At 59.5% G+C, this 22,645-nt stretch carries 19 protein-coding genes; 10 read left to right on the forward strand and 9 right to left on the reverse strand.

The annotated features are described in order from the left end of the window. The first annotated feature begins 163 nt into the window (after positions 1-163). From fabA to KGB14_RS05040, 3 genes are all read left to right on the forward strand, one after another. Positions 164-679, forward strand: a complete 516-nt coding sequence (fabA, locus tag KGB14_RS05030; protein ID WP_007899046.1) for a 3-hydroxyacyl-[acyl-carrier-protein] dehydratase FabA — start codon at positions 164-166, stop codon at positions 677-679. 11 nt (positions 680-690) lie between these two features. Then, positions 691-1,911, forward strand: coding sequence for a beta-ketoacyl-ACP synthase I (fabB, locus tag KGB14_RS05035; RefSeq protein ID WP_223484379.1), 1,221 nt, complete (start codon positions 691-693; stop codon positions 1,909-1,911). A 362-nt stretch (positions 1,912-2,273) separates the two neighbouring features. Then, positions 2,274-2,462 carry a hypothetical protein gene (locus KGB14_RS05040; RefSeq protein WP_223484380.1) on the forward strand — a complete coding sequence of 63 codons (189 nt, stop codon included), beginning with the start codon at positions 2,274-2,276 and terminating at the stop codon, positions 2,460-2,462. A 278-nt stretch (positions 2,463-2,740) separates the two neighbouring features. On the opposite strand, the gene KGB14_RS05045 is transcribed toward KGB14_RS05040, so the two are convergent. Continuing rightward, positions 2,741-4,087, reverse strand: a complete 1,347-nt coding sequence (locus tag KGB14_RS05045) for a DEAD/DEAH box helicase (RefSeq protein ID WP_223484381.1) — start codon at positions 4,085-4,087, stop codon at positions 2,741-2,743. A gap of 193 nt (positions 4,088-4,280) precedes the next feature. Between KGB14_RS05045 and KGB14_RS05050 the strand changes: the two genes are divergently transcribed. Further along, entirely contained in the window at positions 4,281-5,579 is a 1,299-nt protein-coding gene (locus KGB14_RS05050; RefSeq protein WP_223484382.1) for a mechanosensitive ion channel family protein, read from the forward strand. Positions 5,580-5,687: 108 nt separating this feature from the next. Here the strand turns inward: KGB14_RS05050 and KGB14_RS05055 are convergent, their stop codons facing one another. The 3 genes from KGB14_RS05055 to KGB14_RS05065 form a co-directional block, all read right to left on the reverse strand. After that, positions 5,688-6,554, reverse strand: a complete 867-nt coding sequence (locus tag KGB14_RS05055) for a carboxylate/amino acid/amine transporter (RefSeq protein ID WP_223484383.1) — start codon at positions 6,552-6,554, stop codon at positions 5,688-5,690. 357 nt (positions 6,555-6,911) lie between these two features. Beyond that, the gene (locus tag KGB14_RS05060; protein ID WP_223484384.1) at positions 6,912-7,511 is read right to left on the reverse strand and encodes an FMN-dependent NADH-azoreductase; all 600 of its coding nucleotides are present in this window, start codon (positions 7,509-7,511) and stop codon (positions 6,912-6,914) included. Between the two features lie 151 nt (positions 7,512-7,662). Continuing rightward, the gene (locus KGB14_RS05065) at positions 7,663-7,992 is read right to left on the reverse strand and encodes a 3-phosphoglycerate kinase (protein WP_223484385.1); all 330 of its coding nucleotides are present in this window, start codon (positions 7,990-7,992) and stop codon (positions 7,663-7,665) included. A gap of 49 nt (positions 7,993-8,041) precedes the next feature. On the opposite strand from KGB14_RS05065, the gene KGB14_RS05070 reads away from it, so the two are divergent. From KGB14_RS05070 to aqpZ, 5 genes are all read left to right on the forward strand, one after another. Next, the gene (locus tag KGB14_RS05070; protein ID WP_223484386.1) at positions 8,042-8,965 is read left to right on the forward strand and encodes a LysR family transcriptional regulator; all 924 of its coding nucleotides are present in this window, start codon (positions 8,042-8,044) and stop codon (positions 8,963-8,965) included. Positions 8,966-8,979: 14 nt separating this feature from the next. After that, positions 8,980-9,795, forward strand: a complete 816-nt coding sequence (locus KGB14_RS05075) for an alpha/beta fold hydrolase (protein WP_223484387.1) — start codon at positions 8,980-8,982, stop codon at positions 9,793-9,795. Next, positions 9,789-10,346 carry a peptidylprolyl isomerase gene (locus KGB14_RS05080; RefSeq protein ID WP_223484388.1) on the forward strand — a complete coding sequence of 186 codons (558 nt, stop codon included), beginning with the start codon at positions 9,789-9,791 and terminating at the stop codon, positions 10,344-10,346. The genes KGB14_RS05075 and KGB14_RS05080 overlap by 7 nt, the downstream gene beginning before the upstream one ends. A gap of 93 nt (positions 10,347-10,439) precedes the next feature. Then, the gene (locus tag KGB14_RS05085) at positions 10,440-12,272 is read left to right on the forward strand and encodes an ABC transporter ATP-binding protein (protein WP_223484389.1); all 1,833 of its coding nucleotides are present in this window, start codon (positions 10,440-10,442) and stop codon (positions 12,270-12,272) included. A 254-nt stretch (positions 12,273-12,526) separates the two neighbouring features. After that, complete coding sequence (gene aqpZ / locus KGB14_RS05090; RefSeq protein WP_223484390.1) at positions 12,527-13,225, forward strand: aquaporin Z; 699 nt, start codon at positions 12,527-12,529, stop codon at positions 13,223-13,225. Between the two features lie 34 nt (positions 13,226-13,259). Here the strand turns inward: aqpZ and KGB14_RS05095 are convergent, their stop codons facing one another. Further along, entirely contained in the window at positions 13,260-14,384 is a 1,125-nt protein-coding gene (locus tag KGB14_RS05095) for a GNAT family N-acetyltransferase (protein WP_223484391.1), read from the reverse strand. Between the two features lie 278 nt (positions 14,385-14,662). Between KGB14_RS05095 and KGB14_RS05100 the strand changes: the two genes are divergently transcribed. After that, positions 14,663-15,985 carry a putative porin gene (locus KGB14_RS05100; protein ID WP_223484392.1) on the forward strand — a complete coding sequence of 441 codons (1,323 nt, stop codon included), beginning with the start codon at positions 14,663-14,665 and terminating at the stop codon, positions 15,983-15,985. A gap of 131 nt (positions 15,986-16,116) precedes the next feature. Here the strand turns inward: KGB14_RS05100 and KGB14_RS05105 are convergent, their stop codons facing one another. The 4 genes from KGB14_RS05105 to hrpA form a co-directional block, all read right to left on the reverse strand. Then, positions 16,117-16,353, reverse strand: a complete 237-nt coding sequence (locus KGB14_RS05105) for an anti-sigma factor family protein (protein ID WP_007934080.1) — start codon at positions 16,351-16,353, stop codon at positions 16,117-16,119. Beyond that, positions 16,347-16,961 (reverse strand): RNA polymerase sigma factor, encoded by a 615-nt coding sequence (locus KGB14_RS05110; RefSeq protein ID WP_223484393.1) that lies wholly within the window; start codon positions 16,959-16,961, stop codon positions 16,347-16,349. The genes KGB14_RS05105 and KGB14_RS05110 overlap by 7 nt, the downstream gene beginning before the upstream one ends. A gap of 155 nt (positions 16,962-17,116) precedes the next feature. After that, on the reverse strand, positions 17,117-18,238 hold the full coding sequence (locus KGB14_RS05115; RefSeq protein ID WP_223484394.1) for a beta-ketoacyl-ACP synthase III: 1,122 nt from the start codon (positions 18,236-18,238) through the stop codon (positions 17,117-17,119). Between the two features lie 311 nt (positions 18,239-18,549). Next, on the reverse strand, positions 18,550-22,461 hold the full coding sequence (hrpA, locus tag KGB14_RS05120; protein WP_223484395.1) for an ATP-dependent RNA helicase HrpA: 3,912 nt from the start codon (positions 22,459-22,461) through the stop codon (positions 18,550-18,552). Between the last annotated feature and the right edge of the window lie 184 nt (positions 22,462-22,645).

A 22,645-nucleotide genomic window follows, 5' to 3' on the forward strand; every position in this document is an offset into this window, starting at 1 on the left:
TGAATAATAATTTCAGTGCACAAGTGTACATTCATGTCCTTGGTGCTGTGACTTTCACCACAACGCAATAGTCTATGAGTAGGCTGCTGACTCGAGGCATGAACGCTTCGATCGGCCGGGAAGATTCGCCCCACCCTGCCGCATGGACTATTGAGGAGCTCGCATGACCAAACAAAACGCCTTTACTCGGGAAGACCTGCTGCGCTGCAGTCGTGGTGAGTTGTTCGGCCCGGGTAACGCGCAACTGCCGGCCCCGAACATGCTGATGGTCGATCGCATCACCCATATCAGCGAAGAGGGTGGCAAGTACGGCAAAGGTGAATTGGTCGCCGAGCTGGATATCACTCCAGACCTGTGGTTCTTCGCCTGCCACTTCGAAGGTGATCCGGTCATGCCGGGCTGCCTGGGCCTTGATGCCATGTGGCAACTCGTCGGTTTCTTCCTCGGCTGGCAAGGCTTGCCGGGCCGCGGTCGCGCCCTGGGTTCGGGCGAAGTGAAATTCTTTGGCCAGGTACTGCCGACCGCCAAGAAAGTCACCTATAACATCCATATCAAACGCGTCCTGAAGGGCAAGCTGAACATGGCCATTGCCGATGGTTCGGTGACCGTCGACGGTCGCGAAATCTACACCGCCGAAGGCCTTCGGGTCGGCGTATTCACCTCCACTGACAACTTCTAAGGGTTATTCGCATGCGCCGCGTCGTTATCACTGGTCTGGGCATCGTTTCGTGCCTGGGCAATGACAAAGAGACCGTCTCCGCTAACCTGCGTGCAAGCCGCCCTGGCATCCGGTTCAACCCGGAATATGCTGAAATGGGTCTGCGTAGCCAGGTTTCCGGCTCCATTGACCTTCCTCTCGAAGAGCTGATCGATCGCAAGATCTATCGCTTCGTCGGCCACGCGGCGGCTTACGCCTACCTGGCCATGAAAGACGCCATTGCTGACTCCGGTCTGACCGAAGAGCAGGTTTCTAACGTGCGTACCGGCCTGATCGCCGGCTCCGGTGGCGCGTCGACCTTGAACCAGATGGAAGCGCTGGACATCCTGCGTGAGAAAGGCGTCAAGCGCGTCGGCCCGTACCGCGTTACGCGGACCATGGGCAGCACCGTTTCTGCTTGCCTGGCCACGCCGTTCAAGATCAAGGGTGTGAACTACTCGATCTCCTCCGCTTGCGCCACCAGTGCTCACTGCATCGGTAACGCCATGGAACAGATCCAGTTGGGCAAACAAGACATCGTTTTCGCCGGTGGTGGTGAAGAAGAGCACTGGAGCCAATCGTTCCTGTTCGATGCCATGGGCGCCTTGTCTACTCAGTACAACGAAACCCCGGAAAAAGCCTCCCGTGCCTACGACGCCAAGCGTGACGGTTTCGTCATTGCCGGCGGTGGCGGCATGGTTGTGGTTGAGGAGCTGGAACACGCTCTGGCCCGTGGCGCGAAGATCTACGCGGAAATCGTTGGCTACGGCGCGACCTCCGACGGCTACGACATGGTCGCCCCGAGTGGCGAAGGCGCTATCCGCTGCATGCAGATGGCCATGTCCACCGTCGACGCACCGATCGACTACCTGAACACCCATGGCACCTCGACTCCGGTCGGCGACGTCATGGAAATGAAAGGTGTACGTGAAGTGTTCGGCGACAAGGCTCCGGCCATCAGCTCCACCAAGAGCCTGTCGGGTCACTCCCTGGGCGCCGCCGGCGTTCACGAAGCGATCTACTGCCTGCTGATGATGGAAGGCAACTTCATGGCCGGTTCCGCCAACATCGACGAGCTGGACCCGGAAGTGGCAGACATGCCAATCCTGACCAAGACTCGCGAAGACGCCACCATCAACACCGTGATGAGCAACAGCTTCGGCTTCGGCGGCACCAACGCCACGCTGGTACTGAAGCGCTGGGCAGGTAAATAACACCTCGCCGTTTCGCTGTACACAAAAACGCCCCGACTGGTTCGGGGCGTTTTTTTTGCGCCTGCTTTTTGTAGGAGCCAGGCTTGCCGGCGAAGGCGTCCTTGAGTACGCCTTCGCCGGCAAGCCTGGCTCCTACAGGTAATCAGGTTCAAATCCGTGGTTTTCCCCTCGCGAACATGAAACATATGTCATGAAACCAAGCGGCCTGCGACTGAATGTCGCGTATTTCGCGGGCTGCAGGACTTTTGTCGATTTCGCAAAAAACCGTTACCGAACCCGGCCGTTTACTTAGCCAGCTAACAAAATATATAAAAGAGGCCTGCACACGCCTTGCTGCAGATAACAGAGATTGGAGCTAGCAGATGACTGTAAAAGTAACTGAACGCGACGATTCACATATGTCCCACGAAGGCATCGCCGCCGGTATCCGCATCTGGGACGTACATCAACAAGACATGCTGGTCGGGATGTTCCACTCCGAGACCGAAGCCCACCAATACAAGGCCGAACTGGAAATACTGGAGCAGCAGCGCGAAGCACGCTCTGCATGAAAATGACCGCACTGAAAACGATAAACCCCACCATGAGCGCAATGCTGTTCATTTAGGCGCAGCAGCGTTGCGATCCACTGGGTATCGTTTTTTGACATCTTCCCCGCCCCGGGGCCTCGCCAGTCTGGGGCGTTTCAAATCCTGTGTGATGGGCATAAAAAAATCCGGAATCCTTATCAGATTCCGGATTTTCCTGCCGCACAAGGATCAGTCGACAGTCCTTAAGTGAACAGCAATGTGCGCAATAAGCGGCGTTTTTCCTGGATCGCTACGGCGCCTTATTCAGCAGCCGGCGCTTCCGGTTTGCGGCGCTTGAGCGGGGCCATGCCGTCCTTGCTGACCAGCGACAAGGCGTCGGTCTTCGGGCGGTTGGCGATCTTGCGCTTGGTCGGGGCCTTGGCGCCGGTTTTCTTTTTGTCGCCCTTGGCGTCGACCTTTTTCTTCTTCACGCCAACGGCTTTGCCCGAGGCCTTGACCTTTTTCGGTCCGCCGTAGGTGCCTTTGACTTCCTTGATGGTGCGGCGCTCGAAGCTCTGCTTGAGGTAGCGCTCGATGCTCGACATCAGGTTCCAGTCGCCGTGGCAGATCAACGAGATGGCCAGGCCATCGTTGCCGGCGCGGCCGGTGCGACCGATGCGGTGAACGTATTCATCGCCGCTGCGCGGCATGTCGAAGTTGATCACCAGATCCAGGCCGTCCACGTCCAGGCCGCGAGCGGCGACGTCGGTGGCCACGAGGATCTTCACGCCGCCCTGCTTCAGACGGTCGATGGCCAGTTTGCGATCTTTCTGGTCCTTGTCACCGTGCAGCACGAACGCCTTGTATTCCTGCGCCACCAGACGGCCGTAGATACGGTCGGCCATGGCGCGGGTGTTGGTGAACACGATGGCCTTCTGATAGGTCTCGTTGGCCAGCAGCCAGTTCACGATCTGTTCTTTGTGCTGATTGTGGTCGGCGGTGATGATCTGCTGACGAGTCGTGGCGTTCAGATCGCTGACGTTGTTCAGCTGCAAGTGCTCAGGGTTGTTCAGGACCTTGGCGACCATCTCGCGCAGGCCCGAACCACCGGTAGTAGCGGAGAACAGCATGGTCTGCTGGCGGTTGGTGCACTCTTCCACCAGACGCTGCACGTCTTCGGCAAAACCCATGTCGAGCATGCGGTCGGCTTCGTCGAGCACCAGCACTTCGACTTCTTTGAGGTCGAGGTTGCCGGCGTTCAGTTGCTCGATCATCCGGCCCGGCGTACCGATCAGGATGTCCGGCACCTTGCGCAGCATGGCGGCCTGGACCTTGAAGTCTTCACCGCCGGTGATCAGGCCGGACTTGATGAAGGTGAACTGAGCGAAGCGCTCGACTTCCTTGATGGTCTGCTGGGCCAACTCGCGGGTTGGCAGCAGGATCAGGGTCTTGATGCTGACGCGGACTTTGGCCGGGCCGATCAAGCGGTTGAGGATCGGCAAAACGAATGCAGCGGTTTTGCCGCTACCGGTTTGCGCTGTCACCCGCAGGTCACGCCCTTGGAGCGCCAGCGGAATAGCCGCTGCTTGCACAGGCGTTGGCTCGACAAATTTAAGCTCGGCCACGGCTTTGAGCAGGCGTTCGTGCAGGGCGAATTGGGAAAACACGGGTGCTACCTCGAAGAAATACAAAAAAACAGCTGCATAGGGTAACGGTTTCGAGCGCGAAGGCCGAGTTTCTTTATACAAACGGCTGCAAACAGTGGTTTTTTTATTGTTTGACTGGTACCAAAACGTCATCCGAAACGTCTTAAATGCTCTAATCACCCCGTCGCGTCCTACAGAAGAACCGTTTTCACCCATGGATATCAAACAGCTCTGGCTCAACGCCCAAGACCTCTGGGGTGCCCTCGATCAGCACCCGCTCCTGCATTCCACGCTCGCGCTGATGTTGCTGCTGGTGGTGGCGCTGGTACTCGGACGGGTGGCGCGGTACCTCATTCTTCACGCGACCAAAATCCTCGGCCGCCAGCCGTCGCTGCACTGGCTCACCGATTTTCGCCACAACAAGGTATTTCATCGCCTGGCACAGATGACGCCGTCGCTGGTGATCCAGTTCGGCCTGCACCTGGTGCCGGAGTTGGGCAAGACCAGCCTGAACTTCCTCGGCAACGTGGCGCTGGCGTTCACCATTCTGTTCCTGGTGCTGGCCGTCAGCGCATTGCTCAATGCCCTGCTGGACATCTATGCCCGCACCGAGCATGCCCGCACCCGCTCGATCAAGGGCTACGTGCAACTGACGAAAATGGTGCTGTTCGTGTTTGGCGCGATCATCATCGTCGCCACGTTGATCGACCGTTCACCGCTGTTGCTGCTGTCGGGTCTGGGTGCCATGTCGGCGGTCATTCTGTTGGTCTACAAAGACACCCTGCTGTCGTTCGTCGCCAGCGTGCAACTGACCAGCAACGACATGCTGCGGGTCGGCGACTGGATCGAGATGCCGCAAGTCGGTGCCGACGGTGACGTGGTGGACATCACCTTGCACACGGTCAAAGTGCAGAATTTCGACAAGACGATTGTGTCGATCCCGACCTGGCGCCTGATGTCCGAGTCGTTCAAGAACTGGCGCGGCATGCAGCAATCCGGCGGGTGCCGAATCAAGCGCAGCCTGTTCATCGACGCCAGCGGCGTGCGGTTTATTCGCGATGATGAAGAGTTGAAGTTGTCCCAGGTGCATCTGCTGACCGATTACATGGGCCGCAAGAAAGCCGAGCTCAAGGCCTGGAACGAAGCTCAGGGCAATGTCGCGGCGATGTCGGCCAACCGCCGGCGGATGACCAACATCGGCACCTTTCGCGCCTATGCGCTGGCCTACCTGAAGAGTCACACGGAGATTCAGCCGACCATGACCTGCATGGTTCGCCAGATGCAGACCACCGCTCAGGGCATACCCCTGGAGATCTACTGCTTCACCCGCACCACCGCGTGGGCTGATTACGAGCGGATTCAGGGGGATATTTTCGATTACCTGCTGGCGGTGCTGCCGGAGTTTGGCTTGAGTCTTTATCAACAGCCGAGCGGTGGTGATCTACGGTCCGGGTTGCTCCCGGCGATGTTGGGCGCGAGCCACATTCCCGAGCCCGAAAAACACGTCATGTAGCCCCGTTTCTCCCCTGTGGGAGCGAGCCTGCTCGCGATGGCTGAGTATCAGTCAGCATAAATATTGACTGTCATACCGCTATCGCGAGCAGGCTCGCTCCCACAGGGTTTAGTGTGCGGCCGCCGTTTTTTGTACACCCAACCGACTAATCCACACCGCCACCAGAATCACCGACCCGCCCAGGAACAACCGCCCCAATTCCTCATGCTGATTCCAGATCAGCAAATTGATCAGCAACCCCACCGGCACATGCAGGTTGTTCATCACCGCCAGCGTCCCGCCGTTCACCAGGCACGCGCCTTTGTTCCACCAGTACAAACCCAGCGCCGTCGAGACCAGGCCGAGGAACAGCAGCACGCCCCATTGCAGCGGCGCTTCGGGCAGGAAGTTCTGTTTGCCGAACAGCAGAAACGCCGGCAACGCCACCGCCAACGCGCCCAGGTAGAAGTAGCCGAAACGCCGGTAATGCGGCAGATCGCTCGGGTGACGGGCCACCAGATGTTTGTAGAGCACCTGCCCGGCGGCGTAGGTGAAATTGGCCAGTTGCAGCAACAGGAAACCCATGAAGAAGTCCGGGTTGATCCGATCAAACCGAATCACTGCCGCGCCCGCCACCGCCACCAGTGCCGCAATCAACGCCCACGGATTGAAGCGCCGGTTCAGCGCGTCTTCGATCAGGGTCACGTGCAGCGGCGTGAGGATGGTGAACAGCAGCACCTCCGGCACCGTCAGCACTCGAAAACTCAGGTACAGGCAGACGTAGGTCACGCCGAACTGCAACGCGCCGATCAGCAACATCCCGCGCATAAACGCCGGCTCGACCTGACGCCAGCGCGTCAGCGGAATGAACACCAGCCCCGCCAGCAGCACCCGCACCAGTACCGCAAAGTAACTGTCGACATGCCCGGCCAGGTATTCGCCGATCAAGCTGAAGGAAAACGCCTGGATCAGCGTGACAAAAAGTAGATAGCCCATGGTCGCCTCATTTCGAATGGCGGCGACGATAGCGGTTTTTGCCCGTCATCGCGAACAGTCAGGCAATACAAAACCCTGTGGGAGCGAGCCTGCTCGCGATGGCGGTGGCGATGGCGGTGTGTCAGCCAACATCATTGTTGAATGTAACGCCTTCATCGCGAGCAGGCTCGCTCCCACAGGGGTTGTGTGCTCATTCAAAAAATCGCAGACAAAAAAAAGCCCGATCTCGCTAATGCGTTCAATCGGGCTAGAGCACTCTAGGAGCAACAAGTGCAAAGGGAGGTTCGATGCGCGTACAGGCTTGAAGGGTTGCGCCAGGTCACTAGACCATCCAGCGATTATCTGGCGATTAACGGGTCAGGCGACCTGGGAGAGCTTGGCGTTGGCCTGGTTCAGGCCTTTCTCCTGGAAGTCACCGCCCAGGTTCATGCCTTCAGCGTGAATGAACGTTACGTCATGAATCCCGATGAAGCCCATCACCTGACGCAGGTACGGTTCCTGGTGATCGGCGGTGCTGCCGGCATAGATCCCGCCGCGAGCGGTCAGGACATAGGCGCGCTTGCCGCTGAGCAAACCTTGCGGGCCGGTTTCGGTGTACTTGAACGTCACGCCGGCACGCAGCACGTGGTCGAGCCAGGCTTTAAGGGTGCTCGGAATGGCGAAGTTGTACATCGGCGCGGCCATCACCAGTACATCGGCGGCCAGCAGTTCATCCGTCAACTGGTTGGAGCGTTCCAGCGAGGCCTGCTCGATGTCGTTGCGTTGTTCGGCGGGTTTCATCCAGCCGCCCAGCAAGTTGATGTCCAGGTGCGGCACCGGGGTGGTGGCCAAGTCGCGGACGGTGATCTGGTCGGCCGGGTGTGCGGCTTTCCATTGGCTGATGAAGGTCTGGGTCAGCTGGCGGGAAACCGAGTCTTGCTGACGGGCGCTGCTTTCGATGATCAGAACGCGGGACATGGGATGTAGCCTCCATCTGAGAATGCTGTAGGTCGATGGAGTGAAGGTTAAACAGAGTTATATCGATGAAAAAGCGCAAATAACTGCTATAAAGCATCGATAAATTCGTTTATAAGCGGAGCATGTCTCAGCCGGCATGCTCCGCTCGATGTCATTTCGGGGTGCAGGTCAGGTCGATACGCAGCTTGATGATGGTGCGGGTGAACTTGGCCGTGGCATTTTTGTGTTTGCCGGCGGGTATGTCGATCTTGCGGGTGCGTGGCGCTTCCGGGCCGTTATTGAAAACCACTTTGCAAGACACGTCGGTGTCGCCGTAGTTGTTGACCTGAATGGAGCCGATGTCGGCGTCCGTGTCGTAGGCGTTGTAGTCGACCTTCAAACCGTTGAGCTGTTTATTGACATCGATCGGATAGGCAAACGCAGTCAGCGGCAACATCGCCAACACCGCACAACCCGCCATCACACAACACAGTTTTTTCATTCGGCAGTCTCCAATAAGAACTGCCAGCTTAGGACAAGAGGAGCTCAACATGAAAGCGCCCCGCGTGACCCTTGATCAATGGCGAACGTTGCAGGCCGTGGTCGACCACGGCGGTTTCGCCCAGGCCGCCGAAGCGCTGCACCGCTCGCAATCGTCGGTCAGCTACACCGTAGCGCGCATGCAGGACCAACTCGGCGTGCCATTGCTGCGCATCGACGGCCGCAAAGCGGTGCTCACCGAGGCTGGCGGCGTGCTGCTGCGCCGCTCCCGGCAACTGGTGAAACAGGCCAGTCAGCTGGAAGACCTGGCCCATCACATGGAACAAGGCTGGGAAGCGGAAGTGCGGCTGGTGGTCGACGCCGCCTACCCAAGCGCCCGCCTCGTCCGCGCACTCACCGCGTTCATGCCACAAAGCCGTGGCTGCCGGGTGCGTCTGCGCGAAGAAGTGTTGTCGGGCGTGGAAGAAGTGCTGCTCGAAGGCGTGGCCGATCTGGCCATCACCGGGTTCAGCATTCCCGGGTATCTGGGCGCGGAGTTGAGCGACGTCGAATTCGTCGCGGTCGCCCACCCCGAGCATCCACTGCACCGGCTGAACCGTGAGCTGAACTTCCAGGACCTGGAAAGCCAGATGCAAGTGGTAATCCGCGACTCCGGTCGTCAGCAACCGCGAGATGTCGGCTGGCTCGGTGCTGAACAGCGCTGGACCGTCGGCAGCCTGGCCACCGCGGCGACTTTCGTCAGCAGTGGCCTGGGCTTCGCCTGGTTGCCCCGGCACATGATCGAGCGCGAACTCAAGGAAGGTACGCTTAAAGTGCTACCGTTGGATCAGGGTGGCAGCCGCAACCCGAGCTTTTATCTGTATTCAAACAAGGACAAACCCTTGGGCCCGGCCACGCAGATTCTCATCGAACTGCTGCGCACCTTCGACACCGCGCCGCTGGATGCCCCTTTCGCCGCCCCTGAACAAGCCTGACATGGAGTGTACGCATGGCCTATTTCGAACATGAAGGTTGCAACCTGCACTATGAGGAATATGGCCACGGCACGCCGCTGCTACTGGTCCATGGGCTGGGTTCCAGCACCCTGGACTGGGAAATGCAGATCCCGGTGTTATCCACCCACTACCGGGTGATCGTCCCGGATGTACGTGGACACGGTCGCTCGGACAAACCCCGGGAGCGTTACAGCATCTCCGGTTTCAGCGCCGACCTGATCGCCCTGATGGATCACCTGAACCTGGGCCCGACCCATTATGTGGGCCTGTCCATGGGTGGCATCATTGGTTTCCAACTGGCGGTGGACCAGCCCCAGCGGTTTAAAAGCCTGTGCATCGTCAACAGCCAGCCGCAAGTCAAAATGCAGAAACCCAGTGACTATTGGTGGTTGGCCAAACGTTGGTGCATGGCTCGACTGCTAAGCATGGAATCCATCGGCAAGGCCTTGGGACGTATGCTATTCCCCAAACCCGAGCAAGCTCATCTGCGGCAAAAGATTGCCGAGCGCTGGGCAAAAAACGACAAACATGCTTATCTCGCCAGCTTCGATGCCCTCGTTGGCTGGGGCGTTCAGGAACGACTTTCCAGAGTCACCTGTCCAACCCTCATCGTTAGTGCCGACCACGATTACACGCCGGTCTCGGTGAAAGAAGACTATGTAAAATTGCTGCCCGATGCGCGGCTGGTGGTGATCGCCGATTCGCGCCACGCCACCCCGCTGGATCAACCCGAACGCTTCAATCAAACCCTGCTCGAGTTCCTCACCGCAGTCGACACACACCCAATCAGGATCACTGACCCATGCTGAAAAAAATCGCCCTCGTCGCCGGCTCCGCTCTGTTCGCCGCCAACCTGATGGCCGCCACGCCTGCCAAGGCGCCGCACGTATTGCTGGACACCACCAACGGCCCGATCGAAATCGAACTGGACCCGGTCAAGGCCCCGATCAGTACCAAGAACTTCCTTGATTACGTGGACAGCGGCTTCTACAACAACACGATTTTCCACCGTGTGATTCCAGGCTTTATGGTCCAGGGCGGCGGTTTCACTCAACAGATGCAGCAAAAGGAAACCAAGGCGCCGATCAAGAACGAATCCAAAAACGGTCTGCATAACGTGCGTGGCACGCTGTCCATGGCCCGTACTTCCGTCCCGGATTCGGCCACCAGCCAGTTCTTCATCAACGTCAAAGACAACGACTTCCTCGATCAGGGCGATGGCTATGCCGTGTTCGGTAAAGTCGTTAAAGGGATGGACGTCGTCGATGTCATCGTCAACTCCCAGACCACCACCAAAAGCGGCATGAAAGACGTGCCGGCCGATCCCGTGTTCATCAAGTCGGCCAAGCGCATCGACTGAGACTAAGCTGAACAGGGAGTTTTGAGCGGCTGCCGGTTCTTCCGGAGCCGCTCATATCGTTTAAAGGAGCGCCCGTACGCGGGCGGAGAACTGATGCTTTATCGCCGTTTTGAAAAACTGATCGACATTTTCCGCGATGCACCGACCGCGGCTCCACCAGATCGGGTTCTGCCTTTCTATACCTATTACCTGAAGCAGGTCTGGCCGAGTTTCGCCGTCCTGCTGATCGTCGGTCTGGTCGGTGCCCTGATCGAAGTCGCGCTGTTCAGCTACCTGAGCCGTATCATCGACCTGACCCAAGGCACACCCAACGTCGATTTTTTCAAGGAACACGGCATCGAACTGGCCTGGATGGCGGTGGTTGCGCTGGTCCTGCGCCCGGTGTTCGTCGGCCTGCATGACCTGCTGGTGCACCAGACCTTGAGCCCCAGCCTGACCAGCCTGATCCGCTGGCAGAACCACAGTTATGTGCTCAAACAGAGCCTGAATTTCTTCCAGAATGACTTCGCCGGGCGCATCGCCCAACGCATCATGCAGACCGGCAACTCGTTGCGCGATTCGGCTGTACAAGCCGTTGATGCGCTGTGGCACGTGCTGATCTACGCGATCAGTTCGCTGGTGCTGTTCGCCGAAGCCGACTGGCACCTGATGATCCCGCTGCTGACCTGGATCGCCGCCTTCATCGGCGCCCTCTACTACTTCGTGCCACGGGTCAAGGAACGCTCGGTCGTGTCCTCCGATGCGCGCTCCAAACTCATGGGGCGGATCGTCGATGGCTACACCAACATCACCACCCTGAAGCTGTTCGCCCACACCAACTTCGAGCAGCAATACGCCCGCGAAGCGATCAAGGAACAAACCGAAAAAGCCCAACTGGCTGGCCGTGTGGTCACCAGCATGGACGTGGTCATCACCAGCATGAACGGCCTGCTGATTGTCAGCACCACCGGTCTTGCGCTGTGGCTGTGGACGCAATCGCTGATTTCAGTGGGTGCCATTGCGCTGGCCACGGGCCTGGTGATCCGCATCGTCAACATGTCGGGCTGGATCATGTGGGTGGTTACCGGCATCTTCGAAAACATCGGCATGGTTCAGGATGGTTTGCAGACTATCTCTCAGCCGGTCAGCGTTACTGACCGCGAACAGGCCAAGCCCTTGGCGGTAGCCCGCGGCGAAGTGCGTTTCGAGCACGTGGATTTCCACTACGGCAAGAAGAGCGGGATCATCGGCGACCTCAACCTGACGATTAAACCCGGCGAGAAAATCGGTTTGATCGGCCCGTCCGGTGCTGGCAAGTCGACCCTGGTCAACCTGCTGCTGCGGCTGTATGACGTGCAGGGCGGGCGGATCCTCATCGATGGCCAGAACATCGCCGAAGTCGGCCAGGAAAGCCTGCGCGAACGCATCGGCATGATCACCCAGGACACCTCGCTGCTGCACCGTTCGATCCGCGACAATTTGCTGTACGGCAAACCCGACGCCACCGACGCTGAACTCTGGGAAGCCGTGCACAAGGCCCGTGCCGACGAATTCATCCCGTTGCTGTCGGACTCTGAAGGCCGTACCGGTTTTGATGCGCATGTCGGTGAACGCGGAGTGAAACTCTCCGGTGGCCAGCGTCAGCGGATTGCGATCGCTCGGGTGCTGCTCAAGGACGCGCCCATCCTGATCATGGACGAAGCCACCTCGGCGCTGGATTCGGAAGTCGAAGCGGCGATCCAGGAAAGCCTCGAAACCCTGATGCAGGGCAAGACCGTGATCGCCATCGCCCACCGCCTCTCGACCATTGCCCGGATGGACCGGTTGGTGGTGCTGGAAAACGGCAAGATCGCCGAAACCGGCAGCCACGCCGAGCTGCTGGCCCATGGCGGTTTGTATGCGCGATTGTGGCAGCATCAGACCGGCGGGTTTGTCGGGATCGATTGAACCGCAAAGATCAAAAGATCGTCCGAACGCGGCCCGAGCCTTCGGCAGCTCCTGCAGAGGCTGCGACCCTGGCGCCACCAGCCACACAGAAGAACGCAAGAGACCGCCAGAACCCGCCAACCACGGGCTCTGGCGTTTTTTATGGTCACTGGAATTCCGTAACAAGCCTGCCGTGCTCAGCCAAGGTCCTGGGAGGGTTCTGTAGTCCATACTCAATGCACAACGACAGTGTTATCTCAATAGAGGAACTCGCTATGTCTTTGTTCAAACGTTCGGCTACAGAATTGGTAGGTACGTTCTGGTTGGTGTTGGGCGGCTGCGGCAGCGCGGTTCTGGCGGCAGCGTTTCCAAACGTGGGGATCGGTTTGCTGGGGGTGTCCCTGGCATTCGGTTTGACGGTGCTGACGATGGCCTTCGCTATCGGCCATATTTCGGGCTGTCATCTCAACCCTGCGGTTTCGGTCGGGCTGGTGGTCGGCGGACGCTTCCCTGCCAAAGAACTGCCCGCCTACATCATCGCCCAAGTGATTGGCGCGATCATCGCAGCGGCTCTGCTGTATTTCATCGCCAGCGGCAAACCCGGCTTCGAGCTGGCCAGCGGCCTTGCATCCAATGGCTACGGTGAACACTCGCCAGGCGGCTACTCGATGGCGGCGGGGTTTGTCAGTGAACTGGTGATGACCGCAATGTTCATCCTGATCATCCTCGGCGCCACCGACAAACGCGCCCCGGCCGGGCTGGCGCCCATCGCCATCGGCTTGGCGCTGACCCTGATCCACCTGATCTCGATTCCGGTCACCAACACCTCGGTCAACCCGGCCCGCAGTACGGGCCCGGCGCTGATTGTCGGCGGCTGGGCGATTCAACAACTGTGGCTGTTCTGGCTGGCGCCGATTCTGGGTGCGGTCATCGGCGGTGTGACCTATCGCTGGCTGGGTAAAGAAGACAGTTAACCGGCGCGAACTAACCTGCAGTAAGCAGCGAAGATTAGCCTTGCCGATAAGGCAAGGCCGTCTTCGCTTCTTCTGCATACCCCAACACCCCGACACGTTCCCGTTCAAGGAAGTCTTTCACCGCCGACTTCAAGCCCGGATGGCGCAGGTAGTGCCAGGAATGGGTGATCACCGGCTCGAACCCGCGAATCAACTTGTGCTCACCCTGAGCACCGGCGTCAAAACGTTGAAAGCCATTGGCAATCGCGTAATCCATACCCTGATAGAAACAGGTCTCGAAGTGCAAACGATCGAACTCCGCGAGGCAGCCCCAGTAACGGCCATAAAAGCTGTCGCCGCCAACCAGACTGAAGGCCATGGCCACCGGCCGTGAACCCTGTTTAGCCAACACCACGCGAATCGACTCCGGCATGCGCTCAGCCAGCAGGCTGAAAAATTCCCGCGTCAGATAGGGCGTTTGCCGACGCACCGCGTAGGTATTGGCGTAGCAGGCATACACAAAGTCCCACTGCGCCTCGGTCAGTTGCCGCCCCTCCAGCCATTCAAAATCGATACCCTGCCCCGCCACTTGCTCACGCTCCTTGCGCATTTGCTTGCGCTTGCGCGAACTGAGGGCGTCGAGGAAGTCCTGAAAGTCCCGATAACCGCGGTTCTGCCAGTGATACTGACAGCCAATGCGCTGCAACCAGCCAGGCTGTTCAGCCAATGCTGCGTCAGTAAACGAATCGGTGAAGTTGATATGGGCACTGGAAAGTTTTTCGATCTCCAGATAACCCGGCAGGCTCTGCAGCAGTTCAAAACCGTCCTCGATTGTGGCCGCCAGCAATCGCGGCCCGCTGACGGGGCTGAACGGCACCGCCGTCAACAGCTTGGGGTAGTAATCGATGCCGGCACGCTCACAGGCATCGGCCCAGGCGTGGTCGAACACGTACTCGCCGTAGGAATGCCATTTGCGGTAACTGGGCAACGCAGCGATCAGGCGATCGCCTTCGGTATGCAGCAAATGCTCGGGCTGCCAGCCGGAATGCGGGCCGAGGCTGCCGCTGTCTTCCAGCGCACTCAGAAAGGCATGGCGCAAAAACGGCTGATTCTCCGGCACCAGGGCGTCCCAGGTACGGGATGCGATTTGCGACAGTGTGTGCAGACGTTGCAGCGGCATTTTCCTCTCCACCTCTTGGCGTGACAGCCCCGCGAGTATCGCCGATCGCCGGGCAATCCACACGCGTCAATCCGATGCAAGGCTCTGAATCGGGCATTTCGGAAACCTTTGTATCGTCATCGACCCGCCATCACTTTGCCACTGCCCTGTCATAAACCATCGCGATACTGGCGCCTGTTTTTAGAGCGCCGGGTTCTACCCGGCCACTGTTTTCCGACCTTCAACCGTCGGTTGTGTCCAGGGTGGTTCAGCCATCCCTCTCATCTTCGGAGATTGCTATGCGTCTTGCTTCCACGAAAACTGCGGCGGCCTTGTGCGGTGGCCTGTTGCTGGCCATGAGTGTTCCGGCCAGTGCCGCAGTCGACGCCAAACTGCTCGACATGCTCAAGGCTAACGGTTCTATTTCCCAAGCGCAGTACGTTGAACTCCAGACCGAACTGGCCAAGGATCAGAAGGCCCAGCAAATCGCGCAGCAGGCGCAGCAAGAGACCAACGAACAAGTAGCGGTCGCCGCGAAGAAAGCCAACGAGCTGAGCGCCTTCGACCAGAAACTGGCCTGGGCCGCCAAGACCCAATTCAAGGGCGATGTTCGCGTGCGCCAGGAAACGGTCAAGATCGACGGCGAACCCAACAACGGTGGCCGCGACAAGGATCGTCAACGCATCCGCGCCCGTCTGGGTGCCTACAGCGAAATCAACCCGCAAGTGGACACCGGCATCCGCATCGCCACCGGCGGTGGCGACGATGCTCGTTCGACCAACCAGGACATGGACAACTACTTCGACAAGAAGCAGATCTGGCTGGATCTGGGCTACATCGACTACCACCCGGACGCCATCAAAAACCTGCATGTGATCGGCGGCAAGATGCTGCAACCGTGGGTCAGCATGGGTGATGTGATCTGGGACAGCGACATCAACCCGGAAGGTCTGGCAGTGACCTACAAATACCCGCTGGGCAGCAGCGCCGAACTGTTCGGTAGCCTGGGCAACTACAACCTCAAGGACAACGTCGACGGCGAAGGCGTGCAATTTCGTCACGACCTGCGTCTGACCGCCGGCCAGTTGGGCAGCCGCTTCGCCATCACCGACAACCTGAAACTGACCGTCGGCGGCAGCGTCTATGCCTACCAGAACGACGAAGACAGCCGTTGCACCGGCACGTCCACGCCGTGCGCCCTGGCCGTCAACGGCAACTCGGCCAACAACGAGTTCCGCCTGTACGAAGGTTTCAGCCAGATCGATATCGGCGGCCTGCCGATGCCGCTGTCGTTCTACGGCCAATACGTGAAGAACAACGACGCCGTGACCGATCAGGACACCGCCTGGTTGCTCGGTGCCAAGTCGAAAGTCTTCGGCTTCAACCTGGACTACAACTACCGCGACGTGCAGCGTAACGCCGTGGTCGGCGCCTTCACCGACTCAGACTTCGCCAACGGCACCACCGGTTCTCGCGGCCACAAGCTCAAGGTGGGTTACGACATCGACAAGAACTTCGCCGTCGGTGCCACTTACTTCCTGACCAAAGCCGACTTCGCCAGCCGTACCCAGCGCGATGCCGACGCCAACACGCTGCAACTGGACGCGGAAGCGAAGTTCTAAGCAACCAAGCAACACACTTCAAACGATGCGTTTTACATCCGGTCGTATCGTTTGAAGCGGTTCAACAGTCTGGCGCGGGGCAACGATCCCCATCATCCGTTCGTTTCACCCGCGCCGGCCTGTGTTTTCCTTCAGGAACGATCTTTACGCCGCTGCGCCGCCAGCCGCTCGGCCAGTGCCTCGACATCCTCGACCGGCTTCTGCGGCATCACCCGCAAGGTCGCCTGCATCAAGCGCATCTGCCGAATGAACCGTCGGCAATTGGGGCAAAACATCAAATGATGCCGCATCATCAGTCGCTCGCGAAAACTCAACTGGCCATCGAGATAATCACTGGAACGCGCCACTTGTTCCTTGCAGGTCAACATTCGCCGGTTTCCTCAAAATGCTCCACGGTCGCAAAGACCTTCAACCGTGCCCGATGCAGCAGCACACGGACATTGGAGAGCGAGATTTCCAGAAGATTACAAATCTCCTCCAGCTCCAGCCCCTGCCGCTCGCGCAACAACAAAACACTGCTTTGCAGTTCTGACAGGCTGAGCAACGTATGTTCCAGGCATTCGCGCAGTTCGTTTTCGGTCAACAGCGCCTCTGGCGTGTCTTGATGCCAGGCGAACGGCGCCACCAGCCAATGACCATCACTGGGTGAAAAACGATCGTCATCGATCGTGCCATGGGGCGACGGCAGGTCATCGAGCAGCACTTCCCGGCGGTTCTGCTTGTAGCGGCTTTTGGCCGAGTTGGCAGTGATGGTCAGCAGCCAGGTCTTGAGGCTCGAACGCCCCTCGAACCCGCCAAGATTACGCACCACCGACAGCCAGGCATCCTGTACCACTTCGTCGGCATGCCGGTTGCCGACAATGGCATAGGCCACCGCGCGCATGGCGCTTTGATAAGTGCTGACCAGTTCCTTGAAAGCCTTCTGCTCGCCTGCCAGCAGGCGGTCGAGCAGTTGAGCGTCGTCAGCGGCGGCCATTGGTGCCTCTTATCCGAATGAGTGGGGACACAGAAAAAGATCGCAGCCTTCGGCAGCGCCTACATCGATCGTATCCATCCACAATAGCGGGTTGAAATCCAATTCTGTAGGAGGGGCCGCAAGCTGCGATCTTTTCAGGCGTCTTTCAGGCAAATTCAGCGCTTGCGCAGAATCACGCTACCGATCGAGTAACCGGCGCCGAACGAGCTGAGTACAGCCAGCGAACCGCTGACCAGATCGTCCTGATTTTTGTGAAACGCAATCACCGAACCGGCAGAGCTGGTGTTGGCGTAGGTGTCGAGAATCACCGGGGCTTCCTCTTCGGTGGCTTCGCGGCCCAGCAGTTTCTTGACGATCAGGTGGTTCATGCTGAGGTTGGCCTGGTGCAGCCAGAAGCGCTTCACGTCGCTGACGTTGAGCTGGTTTTCTTCCAGGTGCGTGGCGATCAGCTCGGCGACCATCGGGCAGACATCGCGGAACACCTTGCGGCCTTCCTGAACGAACAATTTGTCGGGGGCACCAATGCCCTCTTCCGCGGCGCGGTTGAGGAAGCCGAAGTTGTTGCGGATGTTGTTGGAGAACTTGGTCAGCAGTTTGGTGCTGACCACGTCGAACTGATACTTGGACGTCGCGAGATCCGCACGTTCGATGATCACCGCCGTGGCAGCGTCGCCGAAGATGAAGTGGCTGTCGCGGTCGCGGAAATTCAGGTGACCGGTGCAGACTTCCGGGTTGACCATCAGGATCGCCCGGGCCTGGCCCAGTTGCACACTGTTGGCCGCGGCCTGGATGCCGAAGGTCGCCGAGGAGCAGGCGACGTTCATGTCAAAACCGAAACCCTGAATGCCCAGCGCTTCCTGTACTTCGATGGCGATGGCCGGGTAGGCGCGTTGCAGGTTGGAGCAGGCGACAATGACACCGTCGATGTCAGCGGCGGTCTTGCCGGCACGCTGCAAGGCTTGTTCGGCCGCACCGATGGCCATCTGGCAAAGCACCGACCACTCGTCATTCGAACGCTCGGGCAAGCGAGGTGCCATGCGCTGCGGGTCGAGGATGCCATCCTTGTCCATGACAAAGCGGCTTTTGATGCCAGACGCTTTTTCGATAAACGCCGCGTTGGACTCGGTCAATGCCTCAACTTCGCCGCGCGCGATGGCCTCGGCATTGTCAGCGTTGAACTGCGCGACGTAAGCGTTGAAAGACTGCACCAGCTCTTCGTTGGAAATGCTGTTGGCCGGGGTGTACAGGCCGGTGCCGCTGATGACGACGTTATGCATGGTCGTTTCTCTAATCCATTCAGGCAGAAAGCGCTGGCACCGACGTACCAACACACAAAGGGTCTAATCCAGGTTCCGGACGCAAACCTGGCATCGCTTTATTCCGATCCGCCCGGGCCCGTGAAAGCTCAAAACCGCGGGGCTGGCGTTTATAGGCGCGAAGTTTGCCATAAACGTTGGCTTTTGGCGCCTTTTGCGAGAGCAACAGCCTATCTAATGTGGGAGCGAGCCTGCTCGCGATGGCGGCCAAATATTCGACATAGATGTTGAATGTGATGGCCTCATCGCGAGCAGGCTCGCTCCCACAGGGGTCAAGGTTCGACCTGGCTCCACTGTTTGCTCAAGCGCTTGTCGGAGATCGGCACCTTGGTCCCCAATTGCTGCGCAAACAGCGAGACCCGGTATTCCTCCAGCCACCAGCGATAGAGTTCCAGCTGCGGATCGCGCTTGCCTTCCTGGGCGTGTTTGTTGGCGCGGGTCTGGTATTGAGCCCAGAGACCGGATAATTCGCCGCTCCAGACCCGGTCTTTTTGCACTTGAGCGCCGAGTTTTTCCAAACGTTGCTCGACGGCCTTGAGGTAACGCGGCAGTTCCTTGAGCCACGGCATCGGGGTTTCACGCACGAACCCTGGATACACCAGATGGCTGAGCTGCTGCTTGATGTCGTTCAAGGCCACGGCTTGCGCCAGGTCGATCTTGCCCTTGAAGCGCTTTTGCAGGCCGTGCCATAGCTTGAGAATTTCCAGGGTCAGCTTGGCCAGCCGTTCAGCGTGCTCGGTCCAGCCGCCGCGCTTGCGCTCGGCCAGCGACGCGAGCCCGGCGCCATCGCGTGGCAACGGGTCTTCGCCGTCGAGGATGCAACTGTCGAGACTGGCCAGCAGAATGTCCTCCACCAGGCTGTCGATGCGCCCCAGTTCGCGGTACATCAGGCCCAACTCGGTCAGCCCCGGCAACTTGCCGCGCAGGAACTTCGCCGGTTCCGCCAATTGCTGCATCAGCAAGCGTTGCAAGGCCCGGCGATGCTGGAACTCGGCTTCGGCCGGGGTCGAGAATCGCCCTTCCTTGACGGTACCGGCCTCTTCCACCAGCGCCGGATACACCGTCATCGACAGCCCGGCGATTTTCTGCTGGGTTTTCTCGGCCACGGCGGCAAAGACTTTCGCCTCCACAGGCTGTTGGCTTTTCGCGGTTTGCGGTACGGCTAATGCAGCTTGGCTGGCCTCGGCAAAGCGTGCGGTCAACTCGGCCAGGTCACGGCCTTCACCGAGGGACTTGCCCTGACCGTCGACGATTTCCAGGTTCATCCGCAAATGACTGTCGACCTGCTGCGACGCTTCGGCCCACGCCTCATCGCTGACCCGTGCGCCAGTCATGCGCAGCAACTCACGGCCCAGCGCCTGAGGCAACGAGCCCTCGGCAAATGTGATGCGCTGCAACGCGGCTTTGACGAAGTCCGGCACTGGCACGAAATTCTTGCGCAGGGCCTTGGGCAGGTTACGCACCAACCCAATGCACTTGGCCTCGATCACCCCCGGCACCAACCATTCCAGACGTTCCGGTGGCAGCATCGGCAACAGCGGCGCCGGCACACGCAAGGTCACGCCATCACGCGGATGGTTGGGCTCGAAGTGGTAGCTGAGCGCCAGCTCCAGATCGCCGATGTGCAGGGTGTCCGGGTAATGCGCGGCGGTGACTTCACTGGCTTCGCGGGCCAGCACGTCTTCTTCGCGCATGATCAGCAGCTGCGGATCTTTCTGGCTGTTGACCCGGTACCAGCTGTCGAAGGTGGCAGTCTGGTGGATCTCTGCCGGCAGTCGCGCCTCGTAGAAGGCGAACAGGGTTTCTTCATCAGCCAGAATGTCGCGCCGACGGGCCTTGGCTTCCAGCTCGTCGAGCTGTTCCAGCAGTTGCTGGTTGGCCGTCAGGCACTTGGCTCTGGATTGAATCTCGCCGCGCACCAACGCTTCGCGGATAAACAACTCGCGGGACACCACCGGGTCGACCGGCCCGTAATGCACCGGCCGGCGCCCGACCACGATCAGCCCAAACAGGGTGATCTGCTCGAAAGCCACGACCTGACCGCGCTTCTTCTCCCAATGGGGCTCGAAGTGGTTTTTCTTGATCAGGTGCCCGGCCAGCGGCTCGATCCAGTCGGCGTCGATCTTGGCGACCATGCGCGCGTAAAGCTTGGTGGTTTCCACCAGCTCGGCGGTCATCAACCATTGCGGACGCTTCTTGCCCAGGCCCGACGACGGGTGAATCCAGAAGCGCCGCTGACGGGCGCCGAGGTAATCGCCGTCTTCGGTTTTCTGGCCGATCTGGCTGAGCAATCCGGAAAGCACGGCTTTGTGCAGTTTCGGGTAATCCGCCGGCTCTTTGTTGAGGCTCAGCTGCATGTCGCGACAGATCAGGCTCAACTGACGATGGGAGTCGCGCCACTCGCGCAGACGCAGGTAATTGAGGAAATTCTTGCGGCACCAGTTGCGCAGCGGACTGGCCGTCAGCGCCTGGCGCTGCTCTTCAAAACCACGCCACAGATTGACCAGCCCGGCGAAATCCGAGTCCACGTCTTTCCACTGGGCGTGAGCCTGATCCGCCGCTTGCTGACGCTCCGGCGGACGTTCGCGCGGGTCCTGAATCGACATGGCGCTGGCGACAATCAACACTTCCTGCAAGCTGCCGAGTTTGGCCGCTTCCAGCAGCATGCGGCCCATGCGCGGGTCCACCGGCAGCCGCGCCAATTGTCGGCCAAGCGGCGTCAGTTGGCTGTTGCGATCCACCGCAGAGAGTTCTTGCAGCAGGTTGAAACCGTCGCTGATGGCCTTGCCGTCCGGTGGCTCGATAAACGGGAAATCGGTGATCTCGCCGAGGCGCAGATGGAGCATCTGCAGAATCACCGCCGCGAGGTTGGTCCGCAGGATTTCCGGGTCGGTGAATTCCGGCCGACCGATGAAATCTTCTTCGCTGTAGAGGCGGATGCAAATGCCCGGTTCAACCCGCCCGCAACGACCTTTACGCTGGTTGGCACTGGCCTGGGAAATGGCTTCGATGGGCAGGCGCTGAACCTTGGCGCGGTAGCTGTAACGGCTGATGCGCGCGGTACCGCTGTCGATCACGTAACGAATGCCCGGCACCGTCAACGAGGTTTCCGCGACGTTGGTCGCCAGTACCACGCGACGCCCAGGGTGCGACTGGAAAATCCGCTGCTGCTCGGCCGGGGACAGCCGCGCGTACAACGGCAGAATCTCGGTGTGTTTGAGTTGGGCCTTGCGCAGCATGTCCGCCGCATCGCGAATCTCGCGCTCGCCGGGCAGGAACACCAGCACGTCGCCGGGGCTCTTGCGTTCGCTGCGTTCGAACGCAGCGATTTCGTCGAGGGTGGCGAGGATCGCCTGATCCACGGTCAGGTCATCCTCGACACGGTTGCCCTCTTCGTCCTGCTCCAGGGTCAGCGGGCGATACCAGGTGTCCACCGGGAAGGTGCGTCCGGAGACTTCGACGATTGGCGCATCATCGAAATGCTTGGAAAAGCGTTCAAGGTCGATGGTCGCCGACGTGATGATGACCTTCAGGTCCGGACGACGCGGCAGCAGGGTTTTCAGGTAACCGAGCAGGAAGTCGATGTTCAGGCTGCGCTCGTGGGCTTCGTCGACGATGATCGTGTCGTAGCGTTCGAGGTAGCGGTCGTTCTGGGTTTCCGCGAGCAGGATGCCATCGGTCATCAGTTTGATCAGGGTGTTGGAATCGCTCTGATCCTCGAACCGCACCTGATAGCCGACCAGCGCGCCCAACGGCGTCGCCAACTCTTCAGCGACCCGGCTCGCCACACTACGGGCGGCGATTCGACGGGGCTGGGTGTGGCCGATCAGGCCGTGCTGACCGCGACCGATTTCCAGGCAGATCTTCGGCAACTGAGTGGTTTTACCCGACCCGGTTTCGCCGGCAATGATCAGCACCTGGTGCTTTTGCAGCGCCTCTTTGATTTCGTCGCGCTTGGCGGCGATCGGCAGGCTGTCGTCGTAACGAATCACCGGCAAACTGGCACGCCGCGCCAACACCTGATCGCAGGACGCCTGCGTGCGCGTCACCCACTGGGCCAGTTTGGCCTCGTCAGGCTTTTTGCGCAGCTCAAGCAACTGCCGCCGCAGCCGGTGGCGGTCGGCGAGCATGGCGTGATCGAGATTTTTCAGCAGTTTGTCGATGGAGGGCGATTCGTCGGTCATCGGGTACGCAATTCAGTCGTCTAGTGGCGCAGAGGGCGGATTGTCGCAGATTTTACGACCGCTGCGCGGCCGATCGCGAGCAGGCTCGCTCCCACATTGGATCTATAGCGACCACAAAAACGGGGGCGCCACGATCAAATGTGGGAGCGAGCCTGCTCGCGATCGATTGCGCAGCAATCGCAGA

This window comes from Pseudomonas sp. A-RE-19 (genome assembly GCF_019956555.1).
GTDB lineage: Bacteria > Pseudomonadota > Gammaproteobacteria > Pseudomonadales > Pseudomonadaceae > Aquipseudomonas.

Coding starts and splice junctions, on each gene's coding strand:
- fabA (WP_007899046.1), top strand. CDS start 164: ATGACCAAACAAAACGCCTTTACTCGGGAAGACCTGCTGCGCTGCAGT.
- fabB (WP_223484379.1), top strand. CDS start 691: ATGCGCCGCGTCGTTATCACTGGTCTGGGCATCGTTTCGTGCCTGGGC.
- KGB14_RS05040 (WP_223484380.1), top strand. CDS start 2,274: ATGACTGTAAAAGTAACTGAACGCGACGATTCACATATGTCCCACGAA.
- KGB14_RS05050 (WP_223484382.1), top strand. CDS start 4,281: ATGGATATCAAACAGCTCTGGCTCAACGCCCAAGACCTCTGGGGTGCC.
- KGB14_RS05055 (WP_223484383.1), bottom strand. CDS start 6,554: ATGGGCTATCTACTTTTTGTCACGCTGATCCAGGCGTTTTCCTTCAGC.
- KGB14_RS05060 (WP_223484384.1), bottom strand. CDS start 7,511: ATGTCCCGCGTTCTGATCATCGAAAGCAGCGCCCGTCAGCAAGACTCG.
- KGB14_RS05065 (WP_223484385.1), bottom strand. CDS start 7,992: ATGAAAAAACTGTGTTGTGTGATGGCGGGTTGTGCGGTGTTGGCGATG.
- KGB14_RS05070 (WP_223484386.1), top strand. CDS start 8,042: ATGAAAGCGCCCCGCGTGACCCTTGATCAATGGCGAACGTTGCAGGCC.
- KGB14_RS05075 (WP_223484387.1), top strand. CDS start 8,980: ATGGCCTATTTCGAACATGAAGGTTGCAACCTGCACTATGAGGAATAT.
- KGB14_RS05080 (WP_223484388.1), top strand. CDS start 9,789: ATGCTGAAAAAAATCGCCCTCGTCGCCGGCTCCGCTCTGTTCGCCGCC.
- KGB14_RS05085 (WP_223484389.1), top strand. CDS start 10,440: ATGCTTTATCGCCGTTTTGAAAAACTGATCGACATTTTCCGCGATGCA.
- aqpZ (WP_223484390.1), top strand. CDS start 12,527: ATGTCTTTGTTCAAACGTTCGGCTACAGAATTGGTAGGTACGTTCTGG.
- KGB14_RS05095 (WP_223484391.1), bottom strand. CDS start 14,384: ATGCCGCTGCAACGTCTGCACACACTGTCGCAAATCGCATCCCGTACC.
- KGB14_RS05100 (WP_223484392.1), top strand. CDS start 14,663: ATGCGTCTTGCTTCCACGAAAACTGCGGCGGCCTTGTGCGGTGGCCTG.
- KGB14_RS05105 (WP_007934080.1), bottom strand. CDS start 16,353: ATGTTGACCTGCAAGGAACAAGTGGCGCGTTCCAGTGATTATCTCGAT.
- KGB14_RS05110 (WP_223484393.1), bottom strand. CDS start 16,961: ATGGCCGCCGCTGACGACGCTCAACTGCTCGACCGCCTGCTGGCAGGC.
- KGB14_RS05115 (WP_223484394.1), bottom strand. CDS start 18,238: ATGCATAACGTCGTCATCAGCGGCACCGGCCTGTACACCCCGGCCAAC.
- hrpA (WP_223484395.1), bottom strand. CDS start 22,461: ATGACCGACGAATCGCCCTCCATCGACAAACTGCTGAAAAATCTCGAT.